The sequence below is a fragment of the Campylobacter concisus genome (assembly GCF_003049085.1).
In the GTDB taxonomy this organism is placed as follows: domain Bacteria; phylum Campylobacterota; class Campylobacteria; order Campylobacterales; family Campylobacteraceae; genus Campylobacter_A; species Campylobacter_A concisus_H.
This window is the reverse complement of record NZ_PIQX01000006.1, coordinates 1-17,490: the sequence shown is the minus strand read 5'-3', so window position 1 is coordinate 17,490 and position 17,490 is coordinate 1. Positions and strand designations below refer to the sequence as shown.

Genomic DNA, 17,490 nt, shown 5'->3' with positions numbered 1-17,490 from the left:
ATATCCTTTTAAATCATCTTAAATAATCTAATGTATCTTGTCATTGCCTGCTTTATTATTCTTTTTAGATAATTATCTAAATCTATATTCTTTACAATCAATTCTCTAGAAACCTTATCTCTCATATTTTTTATACTTTCATTTGCAAAGATATAGTGTCCACAAATAATTGCTTTATCTATATCTGTTGCTTTACTATTTTTTAACATCCATTTTTTCCATTTATTTGAACTCAATGCCGTTTGTATAAAAAGATTAAATTCCTCATCATATCCAAACATTCTCAATATATATAACAACGCTTTTGTTTCAATAACACCAAATTCTGGAGCTACATTTGAAGCATGTATTCCTATAATTGGCCTTAAGGCTAGTGCTTCATCTGATAAATAATCGGTATTATGTTCTTTTAGCAAAACATCAAACTTATTGCATATTTCAAGTGTTTTAAACAAAATATTTAAAGATATTTTTTTACTTTCATTAAGGTTTGATCCAAAAATACCTATATTTTGCATCTCCATAACCTTAGTACCAGTCTGGGCTACAACAAATGTTGGTTTTGTTACTTTATTTTTAATACAAAATTTTTGAACTTCATTTAAAAAATACTCAAATTTTTCTAGATCTTGAGCATATCCATTTTGTTCTTCCGTACCAAGTTCAAATTCTATATTTCTATTATTTTGTTTAGCAAACTCATATGTATAACCATATAGCTCAAAAAGTCGACTTAATATTTGTTCTATCGTTAAATTTTCGTTTTGTATAGGTATGCTTGGGTCAATATGAATAAAATCAAATCCAGACAATATATCTGTTTCAAAAGATTTTTTTGCTGATCTCATAGAATCATTAATATTTAGATTACTATTTTGTTCCACTAAGCTTTGCCAAGGACCACCGTGATCTCTTGCGATAAAAATATTATCTGATTTTTTTGATCTTACATAATTTGCAAAACTATGTGTGTCAAAATTTTCTACATAACCTCCACCAAATTCAGAAGAGTCAATTTGTCTTCTACTTGCTATTAATATTTGTGGAATACGTAGTTCATTAGATAATTCAATGGCAGCATCAATACAATTTTTACTCATAGGTCCACTACAAAGCATTGTTGCTTTTTTTGCTTTTATAAATTCTCTTATCATATCGTCCATTCTCCGCTAAATTTAATTTGTTTATCTGGCAAAACATCAGGATTATACGGCACAAAAAATTTCTCCAAGATATGCAAAGATGCTTCAGAGACTGCCCGTTCACCTCCACTTGTTTTTGTTACATAACTCGCATACGATTTTGCTATACTGCTAGAGTTGGCTGGTGCAATTGAATACATTACATTCTTAAAAACATAGTGATCAAAAATACCATCTCCCATATATATAACTTCGTTTGGATTCCATCTTTCTTTAATCCAATCTATTCTTTTTATAGTGCTAACTAAATCGAGTGGCATTTTCATATCGTCTACGATTCGAGCCTTTGTTATTTCAAATCCTCTATGATCGCCAGTTACAAAATGTATAGACATATGTGGCTTTAACAAAGAAAGAGCATCATGGTCATCTGATCCAAAAATTTTCATAATCTTACCATCAGCACTATAATAAAATTTACCATCTGTCATAACGCCGTCAACATCTAAAATAAATATTTTTGGTTTTACTTTCATTCCAACACCTTTTCTTTTGCTTTTCCAATATATATAATATATGGAGAGTTGATTTTATAATTCATATTAATATTAAATAAATTTAAAAAATAATATAGAGGTTTCCCAGGTAAAGAAAAAAATTTTTTTATTATTTTATTGTATTTGATATTTGATATATTTACAACACCAAATTGATAAATCCCAGCGTAATCACAAAATAATGTTTTATAGCCATTTGTTTCATGTGCTAATAAAATATCATTTTTATCATACGGAATATGTATGTCATAAATTCTCTTATCAAAAATTCTTTGCAAAAAACCAAAAAACCCGCACATATTAGGAATAACAGTAACTATAGTCCCATTGTCCTTTAAATAATACTTACTTAAATTTATGGTACTATTTAAATCTTCAAAATGTTCAAATACGCCAAAGGATGTCAAAATATCATATTTTCTACATTTTTTTATATCAAAGAAATCGTGGTGGTATATGTTAGAGCAATAACCCATATTATCGTATATTTCTTTTGTTTTTTTAACAGAAATCCCTTCGTAATCAAATCCATTAATCCTATAACCAAAATGATCGTGAAAATACAACAAATATGGCGAAAAAGCACACCCTATTTCGCATATATCTTTTTCTTTATTATAGTTTAAATATTTCGTAAAAATTTTATGTAATAACCTATTTGTATAATAATTAATATCAATTTTTGATATCTCTAAGTATTGGTTCCAATTTTTAGCCCAATAGCCCAAACCTGCTTTATCCTTATTCATTTAAAGAACCATCCTTTAATAATTTTACATCACCATTGTTCACTTTATATATTTTATTACATCTAGAAACAGTAGTTAACCTATGAGTTATAATTAAAAGAGTTTTTTCTTTACTTATTCTATAAATTTCATCCATAATTTTTTCTTCCGTATTTTCATCGAGTGCAGAAGTTGCTTCATCAAGTACTAGTATATCAGGATCATTGTATAATGCTCTAGCAATGCCTATGCGCTGTTTTTGACCACCGCTAATTTGTATACCACCATTTCCAACCATAGTGTTTATACCATCTTTAGTAGCTAGAAAATCATATATATTAGCTTTTTTTAAACAGTCTATAATCTTTTTTTTATCATATTTATAACCAAAAGAAACATTTTCTCCAACAGTACCATCAAATAGATAAACTGATTGTGGTATATATCCTATTTTTGAACGATAATGCTGAATATTATTACTGCTTAATTTTATGCCATCTAATAAAATACTACCTTCAACTGGCATATAAAGTCCAATAATTAAATCAACTAGAGTTGTTTTGCCCCCACCGCTCCTACCTACAAAAGCGATTCTATCGTACTTATGTATGGTTAAATTTATATTATTTAATATTGGTTTACCATTTGTATATTCAAAAGTAACATTATCTAAAACTATATTTTTTTTAAACTCTATACGGTCTCCTCCTTCAATTACATATTTTATACTTAGCTCGTTGTGTATAGATTCTAGTGATTTTGATAAAAATAAAATAGTATTATAACTGCCTAATATTCTATTTACTCCAGGTAATATTCTATATAGAGCTAATGCATACACTGAGATAATTGGTAACACAAAGTTAGGATCATCGTATTTAAATAATACATACATTACAATAACCACAAGAATCGTAAAGCCAATATTTTCAAGTAGTATTTTTGGTAAATTACTTAATACATTATTTAAGATATTGACTTCAGAAAACATAAGTGAAGTTTTATAAAAATTTTCACTAACTTTTGCGTTATTTTTAATGAATTTTAATAATTTAAAATTTCCAAACATTTCATCTACTATTTTAAAAAAATCTGATTGAATTGATGCTCTTTTAGCTCCTTCTGTTTTTATTTTATTTCTTAAAAAAAATATTAAAACAGATACCATAAAAACGATAAATGCTGTTAAGATAATAGTCATTTTCCAGTCAATAGTTAATAATACAATGTATAGTAATAAAATAGTAAAAATTTCAACAAATATCATTAAAAGATTTTGGATATAAATGGATAAATTTATAGTTTCATTTGTTATTATACGCATAAGATTGGATGTATTTTTTTTAGTGAATTCAGCATATGGTAATTTTATATAACTTGCAAAAAGTGCATTAGTATAATAATTAAATAGATTGAACGTAAATTTATTTAAGAAATAGTTATATAGAATAGTATAAACTATTCTACAAATATAAAAAGCTACCAATACAAATCCGAAATAAATTATAAAAGTCACTGAACTTTTAAAAGAAAAATAATCAAAAATAGCTTTAGAATAAACATTATTAAATATTTGCTCAGGATTTGAGGCAAGCGTAATAAACGGCATAACAATGGAGACACCTACAACTTCAGCAACAGATAAAAAGATACTCATAGCTAATAAAATAAAAAAAATAATTTTGTAATTATTTGGAATAATACAAATAAGTCTCTTTATATCATGCATATAAACTTCTTTTTTAACAACAAGAAAAATAACTTTTATTTGCCAAAACTTTACATCCTATCTTTAGCTGTGATTCCCATTATATTAAATGCTGTTTTTATTGAGACAGCAACGACTGCAAAGACTTTTAGCAAGCTATCTTCATTTTCATTTCCAACCACGCGGTTTTCATTATAAAATTTATGAAAGCTAGCAGCCAGCGACTTTAGATAGTCTGGTATTTTTTGAAGCTGCCTTGAAGCAAAAGCATCTTCTAAAATTTCAGGCAATATAAGCGCTTCAAAAAGTAAATTTTTAGCATTTTCATCTAGGCACTCAAAGTCTGCATTTATTACGTCACAAACGCTTTTTTCAGCCTTTGCAAAGATCTGATTTATCCTAGCGTGAGCGTAGTTTATATAAAAGATAGGGTTTGAACTATCCTCTTTTTTAAGCTCATCCACGTCAAATTCCAAACTGCTCGTGTTTGCCTTGCTTATAAAGATAAATCTAAGCGCCTCAGCACCGATCTCACTTACGATATCACTCATCAGCACGGCATTACCAGCGCGCTTGCTCATCTTGTATGGCTTGCCCTCTTTTAGCAGGCTAACCATCTGCATAAGTATCACTTCAAGCTTGTTTTCATCGTATCCAAGAAAATTTATCGCAGCCTTTAGTCTTGCAATATATCCGTGATGGTCAGCACCCCAAATGTTTATGTAGTGGTCAAAATTTCTCTCAAATTTAGCGTTGTGATAGATAATGTCGCCAGCTAGATATGTTGGTCTGCCGTCATTTCTAACCACAACCCTATCGTTATCATCGCCAAGCGTAGTCGAAGCGATATAAGTAGCGCCCTCTTTTTCGTACATTTGATTTGAACGTTTTAGCTTGTTTATAGTTGGCTCTAGGCCGTCATAAAGAGCCTTTTCACTAGCCCAGCTCTCTATAAATATCCCAACATCTGCTAAATCTTTTTTGATGATCTCAAGCACGATATCTTTGCCAAACTCAGCAAGTTCGAGATTTTTGCTTTCGTCATAAAAAATTTCCTTGCCAAATTTCTCATTTGCAAGCTTAGCAATATCTAAAATATAATCCCCGCGGTAGTATTTCTCTGGATATACAACACTTTCGTTAAAAAGCTGCTCTTTGGCCGCAAGCGATATCGAAGTGCCAAGCAGATCAATTTGATTACCAGCGTCGTTTATGTAGTATTCTGTTGAGATAGCGTAGCCAAGTCTTTTGCCAAGTCTTGCCAAGGTATCGCCGTAAACTGCACCTCTAACGTGTCCGATGTGAAGTGGCCCAGTTGGATTTGCGCTGATGTATTCTATTAAATAGCTATCTTTTTTCGCATCTTCTTTTGCAAAATTTTCGCTGTCTAGCAAAATTTGCTTTGAAATTTCATCTAAAAACTCGCTTTTTAGTTTGAAATTTAAGTAGCCATTTACTGCACTAGCTTCAACTATTTTGCTATCACTAAATTTATCGGCAAACTCGCTAGCTATCATAGCTGGAGACTTTCTTAGCTCCTTTGCTAGGCTAAAAAGTGGCGTAGCATAGTGGGCTAAATTTTTATCCTTTGGCTTTTCAAGCACAAATTCACGCTCTAAAACCTTTGAAATTTCAGCTTTTATTTTATTTTTCAACTCTAAAACCTATGCGTTTTTAGTTGTTTCTTCTATCTTTTGACTAGTAGCACTCTCTTCTTTGTGCTCGACTTTCTCACTTTTTTCAGGTGTTGTATCTTCCATCTCAGCCTTAAAAGTCTTTATGCCTTTGCCTAGTCCTTTTGCAAGTTCTGGGATCTTCTTTGCTCCAAAAAGTAAAACAATAATCGCTAAAACAACTAGCCAGTGACCAATACTAAAAGAACCCATTTTTTCTCCTCAATAAATTTTTCAAAATGTTATCATAAATTCCTGAATTTCTAGCAATCTATCCACTCATCAATAACGCGTCTTAAGTCTATTTTCGCGCTTTTTAACCTCATCGCTCTAAGAATTGATTTTAGGCCTTTATAACTCTTTTCAATGTCATCATTTACCAAAAAATAATCATATTCTAAGATGTGTTCCATCTCGCCAACTGCGTTCATTAGGCGATTTTCTATCGTTTCGTCGCTATCAGTTCCGCGGTTTTTCAAGCGTTTTTTAAGCTCTTTTTTATTTGCAGTTGTGATAAAAACTGAAGTTATGTAGCTTCTAAATTTTTCAAGTGCGATGTGAAAGCCTTGTACGTCGATATCAAATATAACTATCTTCCCAGCCTCAAGTGCTGCTAAAACAGGCTTTAGACTCGTTCCATAATAGTTTTTATGCACCTGCGCCCATTCTAAAAATTCGCCCTTTTCTATGCCGCTTTTAAATTCATCTTCTTTTATAAAATAGTAATCCACTCCATCGACTTCACCTTCTCTTTTTGCCCTTGTCGTGCTTGAAATAGAAAAATAAAGATCCTTCTCTTCCTTTAAAAGACGGCCCAAAAGCGTACTTTTCCCACTTCCACTAGGCCCAGAAACTACTAAAATTTGTCCTTGCAACTACTTTTCCTCAAAACTTATATTTATCTTTATGTTCATATCTTTTAGCACATCTCTTAGCGAGCTTTCGTTTAACGACTCATGGACGTGTTTTGTGATCTTTTTGGTTAGCTCTTCTTTATAGTCAGCATCGATTTTTGTTTCATCGCATGAGCTAGTTTGTGGCGCATTATTTAATCCAAATGCTGCTTGCATCGTATTTTCATCTATTTCTTCAATAGATGCTACATCAAAATTTGGGCTACCTAACGTCTCTTCTTTAAAATTTTCTTCCTCAAATACTTCATCTACCATACCTAGATCTTCTTGCGCAAGGACTTCTTCAGAAATTTCTTCATGATCTTCTTTGGCTGGCTCTTTTTCAAGGTCTATATCTTCATCCAAAGAAATCTCCTCTGCTTCCTGGGTAGATTCTTCATCTATATCTTCCTCTAAATTTTGACTAGCTTCATCTATCAAATTTGCCTCGCTGCTTTCAGGCCCAAAATTTTCATCATTGCCAAAATCAGTCTCTAGCTCATCAAAATTTTCGCTATCTTCGTTAGCTTCTTCGTTTAGCTCTTTATCCAAAGACTCGATCTCGCTGAGCTCTTTTTTACTTTGGCTTATATCATCTACAAATTCTTCATTAAGCTCGGTAGTTTCTAAATTTTGAGAATTTTGCTCGACCATTTTATCAAGCTCGTTTTTCGCCTCTTCATCCGCCAAGTCACTCTCACCCATATCATCTATCTCATCTACAAGTGAACTAAGCTCATCAAAATTATCACTATGCTCTTCTTTTATCACAGGCGGCTCATTGTTTTGCTCTAAGGATTTATCTATATCTTCTGAATCAGCCATATATTTGCTAGCTATGTCATTTATCATATCATCATCTATAAGTTCAGTATCTGTTTCATCAAAACTGATATCTTTATCCTTTAAATCCTCGGTCTCTAGCTCACTTAGCTCCTCTTTTAAAAACTCATCATCTAAAGCCTCATTATCAAATTTATCTGCCTCATTATCTTCTTTTGCTAAATTTTCAAGACCCATATCAATTTCTGGAAGCTCAAAATTTTCTAAATCATCAAAGTTTTTATTGCTTTCGTCAAAGTCATTAAAATTTGCAGACTCATCTAGTCCAAGTTCAAGTTCTTTATCATTGTCAGTATCTTTGTTTTGTTCAAACAAACTAATAAATTCTGTTGGTAAAAAGGGCTTTTCAAGCATAACATCAGCAAAATCTGGCTTTTCACCGCCTCTAGGTGCTAGATACATTATCTTTTGATTTAAATTAACATCGCTGCTATCCATATCACTATCGATGATAATATAATCAAATTGATCTCCAACACTATTAACATCGTCAAATTCACTATATTCTATGCCTAGCTTATTTAAACTTAACGTTATAAGACGAGAAACTGCTGGGTTTTTGTTTACAAGTGCAACTTTCATAATCCCTCCTTGAAGAGCTTGAGGCTGTATTTTATGATAAATTTCATTGCTATTTACTTAAAAAAATAGTGCTGGCATATCGTTTAAAATCTGCACCATCATATCAGTTATGATTTTTATAATACCAGCTAAAATAGCTATCAAAACCGAAAAGCCGATACTTACCTTAATAGGATAACCAACGACTAATAGGTTAAATTGTGGCATAGTTTTCATAAGCATGCCAAAAATAGCATCTGAAAGTATAGAAAGCGCGATAATAGGAAAAGCTAGAATAAATCCAAACATAAAAAGATTACCAAAGAGCTTTAGGGCGTAGCTCATCACACCACTTCTTGGATAAAAATCTCCAAGCGGTATAGCAGAAAGTGAAGTGGAATAAAACTGTAATATCAAATGATGCCCATCAAGCATTAAAAATGCAAGAAGCGCAATAAAATTTAAAATATTTGCGATCACTGGCGAATTTGTACCAGTTTGCGGATCAAGCACTGAAGCCATCGAAAAACCCATGATCATTGAGATCTGCTCGCCAGCCATTTGAAGTATGGCAAAAACGATATTTAGTAAAAGTCCAGCGCAAAGTCCGAGCATGGCCTCACTTAAAATTTCCATGATCAAAAAATTTATAGCGTGCTCATGGGTGTGTGAGAGCGGGAAAAGCACGATACAAAGGGCGAAAACTAGTAAAGTTTTTACGCTAAGCGGGATTTGATTGTGAGAAAAGAATGGAAAAAATACAATAAGCCCACTAAGACGTGCAAAAAGGAGCATGAAGGTTATGACTTTATCCGCTCCGAAAAACTCGACTAGCTCCATTATTTTATATTAACGCCTCGTCCATCTCAGCTGGAATTTCAAGCCCCATGATCTTTAAAACACTAGGAGCGATATTATTTAGACCGCCGTTTTTTACTTTTTTTACGCCATCAGCCATCACAAAACAAAAGACATCATAAGTCGTGTGGTTTGTCAGTAGCTCACCGCTGCTATCACGCATCTCTTCGCAGTTTCCGTGATCGCTCGTGATGATCATAGCGTAGTTTTTCTCTTTTGCTTTGGCGTAAATTTCTCCAAGGGCAGCATCCACTGCTTCAACTGCTTTTATAGCAGCCTCATAGTTGCCAGTATGCCCCACCATATCGCCATTTGCGAAATTTACCACGATGAAGTCTTGCTCGTCATCCATGCCTTTTAGTACGGCTTTGCAAACTTCTGCAGCGCTCATCTCTGGCTTTTCGTCGTATGTTTTTACTTTTGGGCTAGGGATGAGCACCCTAGTTTCGTTGCTGGCTAGCTCCTCAATGCCACCATTAAAGAAAAATGTTACGTGGGCATATTTTTCAGTCTCAGCCGTGTGAAGCTGCCTTAGCCCAGCAGCCGCTATGACCTCGCTTAGGGTATTTTTTATCTTTTCATTTTTAAATAGCACTTCAAATTTAAAATTTGCGTCGTATTCGGTCATAGTAATTAGATTTTTGATAGCAAAAGGTCGCTCAAACTCGCTAAATTTCTCCTCGCCTAGAGCCTGGCAAATTTCTCTAGCTCTATCATTTCTAAAATTTATTACGATCACGCCGTCATCTTCGCCTATGCCTTTAAAGCCATTAAAGCTTGCTGGCTTTACAAACTCATCAGTCACGCCCTCATCGTAGCTTTTTTGTAGATACTCGCTTGGCGACAAGCTGCTTAAATTTGTTCCCTCCACCAAGCTATCATAGGCCTCTTTTACGCGCTCCCAGCGTTTATCTCTATCCATCGCGTAAAATCTTCCACAAACCGTCGCTACCTTAAATTTAGCCTCCAAACTTTTTATAAAATTTATACCGCTATTTGGGCTAACATCGCGTCCGTCAGTTATAGCGTGAGCAAAAACCTCGCAGCCATTTTTACTAGCAAGCTCGCACATACCATCAAAATGCTCCATATGTGAGTGCACGCCGCCGTCGCTATAAAGCCCTATAACGTGGATCTTTTTGCACTTTTTAAAAAGAGCTTTTAGTGCTTCATTTTCTGCTATAGAGCCGTCATTAAAGCCGCGTGAAATTTTGACCAAATTTTGATACAAAACTCGCCCACTTCCTATGCACATATGCCCTACTTCGCTATTTCCCATCTGCCCTTCAGGTAGTCCCACAGCGTTTCCAGATGTCTTTATGAGCGAGTTTGGAATCTCTTTAAAAAATTTCTCGTAATTTGGCTTTTTAGCCGCCTCAAATGCGTTAAATTTACCGCTTTTATTAAATCCAATACCATCAGTTATTATTAAAATAGTTTTTTGACTCATTTTGAAAATTTATCCTTAATTTTAGATAATTTTTAAGGCCATTATACTAAAATTGCTTTTTTTAAAAATAAAGGCTCTCATGTTTTACTATATCTATGAAATTTTAAATTTTAATATCTTTCAATACATCACCGTCCGTGCTGGTATCGCTTTTTTCATCGCTTTTGCACTCACAACTTATTTGATGCCCAAATTTATCACTTGGGCAAAGGCGAAAAATGCCGCCCAGCCTATCTACGAGCTTGCTCCGCAAACTCATCAAAAAAAGGCCAAAACACCGACCATGGGCGGACTCGTCTTTGTCTTTACAGCCGTACTTTCCACGATAATTTGCGCAAGGCTTGATAACGCATTTGTCTTAACATCGCTCTTTTGCTTAGTTTGCTTTACGCTGCTTGGCTACAAGGACGATTACAGTAAAATTTTAGGAGCAAAAAATCACGCCGGCCTAAGCCCAAAAGCAAAGCTCTTTTTTCAGTTTTTAATAGCCTTTGTAATTTCTGTTTTTTTATATGCAAGTCACGAGCTTAGCACCGAGTTTTATCTACCTTTTTTTAAGCAACCTATTTTAGATTTAAAAATTTTTGCCATTTTCTTTTGGACACTGGTCATAGTTGCTGCCTCAAATTCAGTAAATTTAACAGACGGGCTTGACGGGCTAGCTACTGTGCCATCTATATTTTCGCTTCTAACACTTGGCGTTTTTGCTTATATCTGCGGACACGCTGTCTTTAGCTCATATTTGCTCTTGCCAAAGATCATAGGCGTTGGCGAAAGTGTTGTTGTCTCTTCAGCCCTAATTGGCTCATTGATGGGCTTTTTATGGTTTAACTGCCATCCAGCTGAAGTCTTTATGGGCGATAGCGGTAGCCTAAGCGTTGGCGCATATATCGGTTTTATGGGCGTTGCGACAAAAAATGAAATTTTACTCATTATCATCGGCCTTATATTTGTGGTTGAGACCCTAAGCGTCATCTTGCAAGTGGGTAGCTTTAAAATTTTTAAACGCAGAATTTTCCTCATGGCGCCTATACATCACCATTTTGAGATAAAAGGCTGGGCGGAAAATAAGATCATCGTTCGCTTTTGGATCATCGCACTTTTAGCAAATCTAATAGCACTAACCGCACTAAAGATCAGATAAGGAAAGTCATGAGAAAATCGCTATTTGGCTACGGTGGCACGATAAAGGCTATCGCGAAGAATTTCACAAAAGACGGCCTTTGGGATATCTATGATGATAAATTTAGTGAAATTTCAAAAGATGAGTTTGGCAATGCTCTTTTGCCAGTTAGCGAATTTGATCCAGCAAAAAGCAGCCTAGAGATACCAAGTCCAGGCATCCCGCCTCATCACGAGCTTATTAAAAAAGCTAAGAATTTAGTTAGCGAGTATGACTATTTTTATGAAATTTATAAAGAAAATCTGCCATTTAATATCTGGATAAGCGGCACAAACGGCAAGACTACAACCACAAAGATGACGCAGCACCTACTAGAGAGCAAGGGCTCGGTAATGGGCGGTAACGTCGGCATCGCACTAGCAAATTTAGACTCAAACGCTAAAATTTGGATACTTGAGACTAGCTCATTTACACTTCACTACACAAATCACGCCACACCGGGCATCTACGTGCTTTTACCGATCACTCCAGATCATCTAAGCTGGCATGGCGATATGAGCGAATACGAAAAGGCTAAGCTAAAGCCGCTTGCTAGCATGAGTGAAAGTAGCGTGGTGATCGTGCCTGAAATTTACGCCAATACGCCAACAAAGGCAAAAGTGATCGCTTATAAAGACGAGAGCGATCTGGCTAAATTTTGCGGCGTAAACGTAGATGATATAAATTTCAAAACGCCATTTTTGCTTGATGCACTGCTAGCACTTGCGGTAGAGAAAATTTTATTTGACCGCTGCGATGTCGCGCTTTTAAATACCTTCGTCATCGAGGCAAACAAGCTTGAAGAATTTAGCGATAAAAATGGCAGAATATGGGTCAATGACACAAAAGCGACTAACATAGACGCGAGCATACAGGCCGTAAAGCGCTACAAAGATCATTTCATACATCTAATACTTGGTGGCGATGATAAGGGTGTTGATATGACGCCACTTTTTGAAGGCTTAAAGAGTTTAAGAGTAAAAATTTACGCCATCGGCTCAAATAGTGACAAACTTATGAAATTAGCGACTAAATTTGGCATACCAGCTTTGAAATGCGACTTTTTGCAAAATGCCGTCAATGAGATAAATAAAGAGCTAAAGACTAGCGAGATAGCACTTCTAAGCCCGGCAGCTGCGAGCCTTGATCAGTTTAAGAGCTATGCCGAGCGAGGCGATAAATTTAAAGAGTTTATAAAGGCGCTTTAAATTTACAAGCTCTTTTAAATAGCCTTGTCAAAAATAAAAACATGCAAATTTATGTTTTTGATATAAATTTTTACTATAAAGTTTTATTGTTGAATACTTTTTAAGTTTGTGCTAATATTTAGCAAAAATTTCCAAGGAAGTTTAATGCCTCTAACGCCCAGAAATGATGTAAATTTTAAAAGAAATTTAATAGATATCATAAAATTTTCATATGACAATGACATAAGCAGACCATTTATATCTAACAACAAACTACTTATTGGATATGGCTTTAGCCTAAAAGATGATATAGAACTTATTTGTGCTCAAATTTATAAAAACAACAAAGACAAAGTCATAAAAGATATCAAGCAAACTATTGCTAACACCACAAGTAAGACTACCATAGAAAAGATAGATACAGATGAACTTTTTAAAAAGATAAATGATGCCGCAAAAGAGGCTTATGCAAAGTCTGGAGGTGCCGATACTTTACCTGAGTTTGAATTTAGCTCAGAAGATCAGTTAAATGCTATCTTGGAGCAAAAGCTTACGCCACTAATCCAAGAGATAAATCAAAAATTAAACAACTCTCCGCTTAAAAATTTACAAGCCGTTTCGCTCACTTCAGATACACAAAACAGCCAAATTTCAAGAGAGCATGTCGCGCTTTTAGCACTTCTTTATATCAGCAAGAAAAGTAATATTGATCCATCCCTAGCAAGCTACATCAAAAGCAAAAATCGTTTTAAGGCCTGGTTTTGGCTAGCATATGAGAGCTTTAGTGATGAAGTAAGCAATAAAATATCTCTTTTACGAGAAAAAATTTCAAATCAGTTTGGGCTTTATGAGAGTGATGAACAAAATATTAATTTTGCCGAGTGTATAGATATTTTTAGCCATTTAAATATATCCAAAGCAAAATATAAATCAAAAAATCAAAACAATAAAGAGATCATCCAAAACGTCACTCATTTAGAATTTATGAAGCTTCAAGAAAATGGATCGAATTTAAACACATCAGATGTATCAAAGTGCGAGGCTTTATTTCAGCCATTTGTTACAAAGATAAATTCTTTATTAAGCACTCAAAGTACAAAGACTTTTAACCTTGAAAATATATACTGCGTAAATTTAGTCAGCTCAAATGCCTCAAACACTTCAAGAATAAATAAGCTCTTAAGACAAAAAGAGGAGGAATTTTACAAACAAGAAAATATACTCTTGCTATGTCCAAGGAAGATGACAACTCCTATTAGAGTCTTTCAACCTAAAAAGAGTGAATTTACTGTCGTGCTAGCTAGTCAGACTCCATTTGATTGCAGTGAGCTAAACCCAAAAGAGCTAAATTCTAGTAGGCCAAACTATGGCAAGGTGAATTTATGTGAGCTAATACTTACTGACTTTAAATTTGACTCTTATGAAGATAGTAAAAATGAAGAGATAAAATTTAAAAATACAAAGAGCAAAGATACAGTAATACTCTATCAAGAAAACAAAAATGAAGAGGATAAGATAAATGGTGCTACCTTTACTAGCATAAAGCAAAATAGTGATGATATAGAGTATAAGCTAGAAGATGGCGTTATAAGTATGAAGTACTTTGAAGACCAAACGTCTAAAAACAAACACCTAAATTTCTCTTTATTAAATTTCGCCAAAGAGAATAACTTTACCCTAAGAGATGATAAAGACTCAGCTATGTTTGATATAAAGCTTCGTCTAGCTCATGGCAACAATGTAGTGCCTACATCAGCATCAAGTTCAGGTCTTACTCTTACAATAAATAATCTCATCATTGAAAACGAAGATGGTAAGGCAAGTGAAGATATAGATAAGATATATCTTCATCACTGCTTTGATAAAAGTATATACGAGAGTATATCTTTAGTAAAAAATGAAGACTCAGATATCAAAAACTCATATACAGCTACATTTAATATCCCAATAGATAAAGAGAATAAAGGAGATACTAAATTTATACTTTATTCAAGTGATCTAAGTAAAGTTTATAGCACTAAAGATATTCATGCTCACACTGATACAGCTGTAATATCTTTAGGATATCAGGACAAGAGTAGCTCTAACTTTTGCTATAGCAATAAGGTCTCGTTAAGAGATATAACAGATCATATAACAAATGTAATCTCTGATAGTGAGTATCCATTTAAGACAAATGAGCCAATATGTTTAAAGGCTATATATAAACAAGAAAAAGGTAGTAAGAGATATAAAGAGATACTTTGGGGATATAAGGTAATAAAAAGTAAAGAGTATGATGAGCTATCCAAATCAAATCCAAAAGATGTAGTAGCCTTAAAAGATCAAAAAGGTAAAGAGATAACATTTAAAATTTCAGATGTTATACAAAAAGATGATCTAGATAAGCTAAAGCAAGGTGGTCATACTATAGTATTTTTTGCATATCTTGAAGATGATAAGGATAAATTTAAGTTTTATACAAGATATGGCAAAAATCATATGAGAATAGATATAAAGATACCTTTATATATTAAACTTAAAGATGATAAGCTAGTTATATATGAGTTTGAGCATGCTATAAAAGAGAAGGCATTTGATGCTAAATTAAAGCTTAGTGATGATAAAGACGATGCTTTAATAAAAAATGATAATTACTTATATATAAATAAAAATATCTCTTCAAATGAGATAAATATATATGAAGATGATAAGCTAAGCAAAGAGCTAAAAAGTGATGAGAAGACAAATAAGAGCTATCAAATTTATGCAAAAAAAGAGAGCTCTAATAATCAGTCTAATGCAGATAAAGATGATAAGCTTGGTATAAATTTATTAAATAAAGAGAATATGGATAAATTTATTAACTCTTTTAATGAATCAAAGAGTTTAACTAGAGTAGATAGTGGTATATGGGAAGATGGGGATGAGGAGATAAATGTTTTAATTGAGATTAAAGACTATCCTTTTACGCTAAGTATGCTAAAGCAGGTATTTACCAACATAAAAACAAATCAAGAATATATCTTACAAGAGATGGTGGATGAGCTAAATAGAAGAGATGATGATGGAATTCAAATGTATGTAAAATATAAGCTTGATACTAGAAATAGATTAGAACATTTTTTTGGGCAATGCTTTGTAGAGGCAAAGACAACAAAAGGTGATTTTACTTTAGAAGAAGAGTTAGAAAAATTTACAGAGAATAATATAATTAGCCATAGAGGCAAAGCCAGATTAGAAGAAGCCAAAAAACTATATCCGCAATATTACGATAAGACAAATCCTTCAAAATGGGCCAAATTTGTTGGTAATGCTATGTACTCTGATCGTGGAAAGGGTTATTTGGGCAATGATGGTGGCGATGATGGATTTAATTTTAGAGGTAGAGGAATTAAGCAACTTACTGGAAAATTTAACTATAAAGATTTCAACAAATATGCGCATAATAATTATTGGCTGGATGAAGAAGTAAATTTTGTAAATTCACCAGATTTATTGATTTTAGATGGAAAATATGCTCTAGTATCTGCTGCTTATTTTTGGACCATAGAAAGACCAAAACCTAAAAAATATCGTCTTTATGAAATAGCCGATGAAAGCAAAGCAGATTCGGACAATAGTGATATAGTAGAGCGCATAACTACTGTTATAAATCCACAAAAACTTGGGCTAGAGCATAGGAAAGAGGCGTATAAACGTATCAGAGATGCAAATATATTTAAGATGTTTCAGTAAGGATGTAGGATGAAATTTAAAATTATATTGCTAGCCCTAATTGCTAGTTTAAATTTAAGCGCTTTTGAACCTTTAAGCCCTGAAAATGCTATCAATAAATTTAGTAATGATTTTTACCAACTAAATGATTATGATTCAAGCCCTTGGAGGGATTACGGCACAAAGAGCAAACCAAGCTTTGCCTGCTATGACACCAAAGGCAAATATAAATTTAAAAAATACTCTCTAGAAGACTTTATATGCCAGTCAGACTATAATTCTTTTAGAGATAACTATTTTAGCGATCTTTATAATCTCATCATACAAGAAAATCCTAAGTTAAAAGATAAAGCTCAAAAGATAGCTAGAGAAAGGATAAAAGATAGTAAAAAAGAGTGCATTAGATACTCAAAAAAAGAGTATGACTATAGCTTTATCGCAAAGTCAGCATTTTTTGTATCTGAAAGTATCTATTGCGTAAAGAATTTCTATAGAGAGTATACTGCTAAGCTAGCTTTAATGCTTTATGAAAACGATAAAAAGCTATTTGAGAGAATTTACGACGAAGATTACGAGAAATTTAAAGAGGTTTTTGAAGATACCTTAAAATATGTACCGATAGAAAATGGTAGTGCATCAAGAGACGTAAAAAGAACTGAAAAAAATAACAAATTTTTACAAAAATACAAAATTTACCACTATGATGCCGATTATCCACAGATAGATGACCTGCTCTATATCATACTTATTCAATACTCCCTAATAGATAAAAATGGTCATTTGATTTTGCCTAAGAATAAAAAAGAGGAGTAGTGTGTCTACTTCTTGTAAAGAAAAGATATTTAAAACCAATCTAAGACATGATGATGTCTTGATAAATAAAAATATAGATCAAGCGTAGGATGTAAATATATATGAAGATGAGAAGCTAAGCAAAAAAATATGTATAAATTTATTAGCTCTTTTAATAAATCAAAGAGTTTAACTAGAGTAGATAAAGGATGTATCTTATAAACATCACACGCAACCAAA

Annotated in this window: 14 protein-coding genes; 4 read left to right on the top strand and 10 right to left on the bottom strand. The window is 33.2% G+C overall.

Features of this window, described 5'->3' with window-relative positions:
* Positions 1–8 precede the first annotated feature (8 nt).
* Genes CVT13_RS07775 through gpmI form a run of 10 tightly spaced genes read right to left on the bottom strand, consistent with a single transcriptional unit; the run spans position 9 to position 10,413 of the window.
* The gene (locus tag CVT13_RS07775; protein ID WP_107812163.1) at positions 9–1,154 is read right to left on the bottom strand and encodes a hypothetical protein; all 1,146 of its coding nucleotides are present in this window, start codon (positions 1,152–1,154) and stop codon (positions 9–11) included.
* On the bottom strand, positions 1,151–1,678 hold the full coding sequence (locus CVT13_RS07770; protein WP_107812162.1) for an HAD hydrolase family protein: 528 nt from the start codon (positions 1,676–1,678) through the stop codon (positions 1,151–1,153). The genes CVT13_RS07775 and CVT13_RS07770 overlap by 4 nt, the downstream gene beginning before the upstream one ends.
* Positions 1,675–2,448 carry a methyltransferase domain-containing protein gene (locus CVT13_RS07765; RefSeq protein ID WP_107812161.1) on the bottom strand — a complete coding sequence of 258 codons (774 nt, stop codon included), beginning with the start codon at positions 2,446–2,448 and terminating at the stop codon, positions 1,675–1,677. The genes CVT13_RS07770 and CVT13_RS07765 overlap by 4 nt, the downstream gene beginning before the upstream one ends.
* Positions 2,441–4,156: an ABC transporter ATP-binding protein gene (locus CVT13_RS07760; RefSeq protein ID WP_107812160.1), complete on the bottom strand. Its 1,716-nt coding sequence runs from the start codon at positions 4,154–4,156 to the stop codon at positions 2,441–2,443. Before CVT13_RS07760 ends, CVT13_RS07765 begins: the two co-directional genes overlap by 8 nt.
* A gap of 50 nt (positions 4,157–4,206) precedes the next feature.
* Positions 4,207–5,790 (bottom strand): arginine--tRNA ligase, encoded by a 1,584-nt coding sequence (argS, locus tag CVT13_RS07755; protein ID WP_107812159.1) that lies wholly within the window; start codon positions 5,788–5,790, stop codon positions 4,207–4,209.
* Positions 5,791–5,799: 9 nt separating this feature from the next.
* Positions 5,800–6,021 carry a twin-arginine translocase TatA/TatE family subunit gene (gene tatA, locus CVT13_RS07750; RefSeq protein WP_107812158.1) on the bottom strand — a complete coding sequence of 74 codons (222 nt, stop codon included), beginning with the start codon at positions 6,019–6,021 and terminating at the stop codon, positions 5,800–5,802.
* A gap of 50 nt (positions 6,022–6,071) precedes the next feature.
* Entirely contained in the window at positions 6,072–6,683 is a 612-nt protein-coding gene (gene gmk / locus CVT13_RS07745; RefSeq protein WP_087584055.1) for a guanylate kinase, read from the bottom strand.
* Positions 6,684–8,126, bottom strand: coding sequence for a Highly acidic protein (locus tag CVT13_RS07740; protein WP_107812157.1), 1,443 nt, complete (start codon positions 8,124–8,126; stop codon positions 6,684–6,686).
* 57 nt (positions 8,127–8,183) lie between these two features.
* A complete protein-coding gene (gene fliR, locus CVT13_RS07735; RefSeq protein ID WP_107812156.1) occupies positions 8,184–8,945 on the bottom strand; it encodes a flagellar biosynthetic protein FliR in 762 nt (253 codons plus the stop codon).
* 4 nt (positions 8,946–8,949) lie between these two features.
* Complete coding sequence (gpmI, locus tag CVT13_RS07730; RefSeq protein ID WP_107812155.1) at positions 8,950–10,413, bottom strand: 2,3-bisphosphoglycerate-independent phosphoglycerate mutase; 1,464 nt, start codon at positions 10,411–10,413, stop codon at positions 8,950–8,952.
* A gap of 79 nt (positions 10,414–10,492) precedes the next feature.
* Between gpmI and mraY the strand changes: the two genes are divergently transcribed.
* The 4 genes from mraY (at position 10,493) to CVT13_RS07710 (ending at position 17,271) form a co-directional block, all read left to right on the top strand.
* A complete protein-coding gene (gene mraY / locus CVT13_RS07725; protein ID WP_021091573.1) occupies positions 10,493–11,557 on the top strand; it encodes a phospho-N-acetylmuramoyl-pentapeptide-transferase in 1,065 nt (354 codons plus the stop codon).
* 8 nt (positions 11,558–11,565) lie between these two features.
* The gene (murD, locus tag CVT13_RS07720; protein WP_107812154.1) at positions 11,566–12,783 is read left to right on the top strand and encodes a UDP-N-acetylmuramoyl-L-alanine--D-glutamate ligase; all 1,218 of its coding nucleotides are present in this window, start codon (positions 11,566–11,568) and stop codon (positions 12,781–12,783) included.
* Between the two features lie 144 nt (positions 12,784–12,927).
* Positions 12,928–16,479, top strand: a complete 3,552-nt coding sequence (locus CVT13_RS07715) for a glycoside hydrolase family 19 protein (RefSeq protein WP_107812153.1) — start codon at positions 12,928–12,930, stop codon at positions 16,477–16,479.
* 9 nt (positions 16,480–16,488) lie between these two features.
* Positions 16,489–17,271: a hypothetical protein gene (locus tag CVT13_RS07710; RefSeq protein WP_107812152.1), complete on the top strand. Its 783-nt coding sequence runs from the start codon at positions 16,489–16,491 to the stop codon at positions 17,269–17,271.
* Positions 17,272–17,490 lie beyond the last annotated feature (219 nt).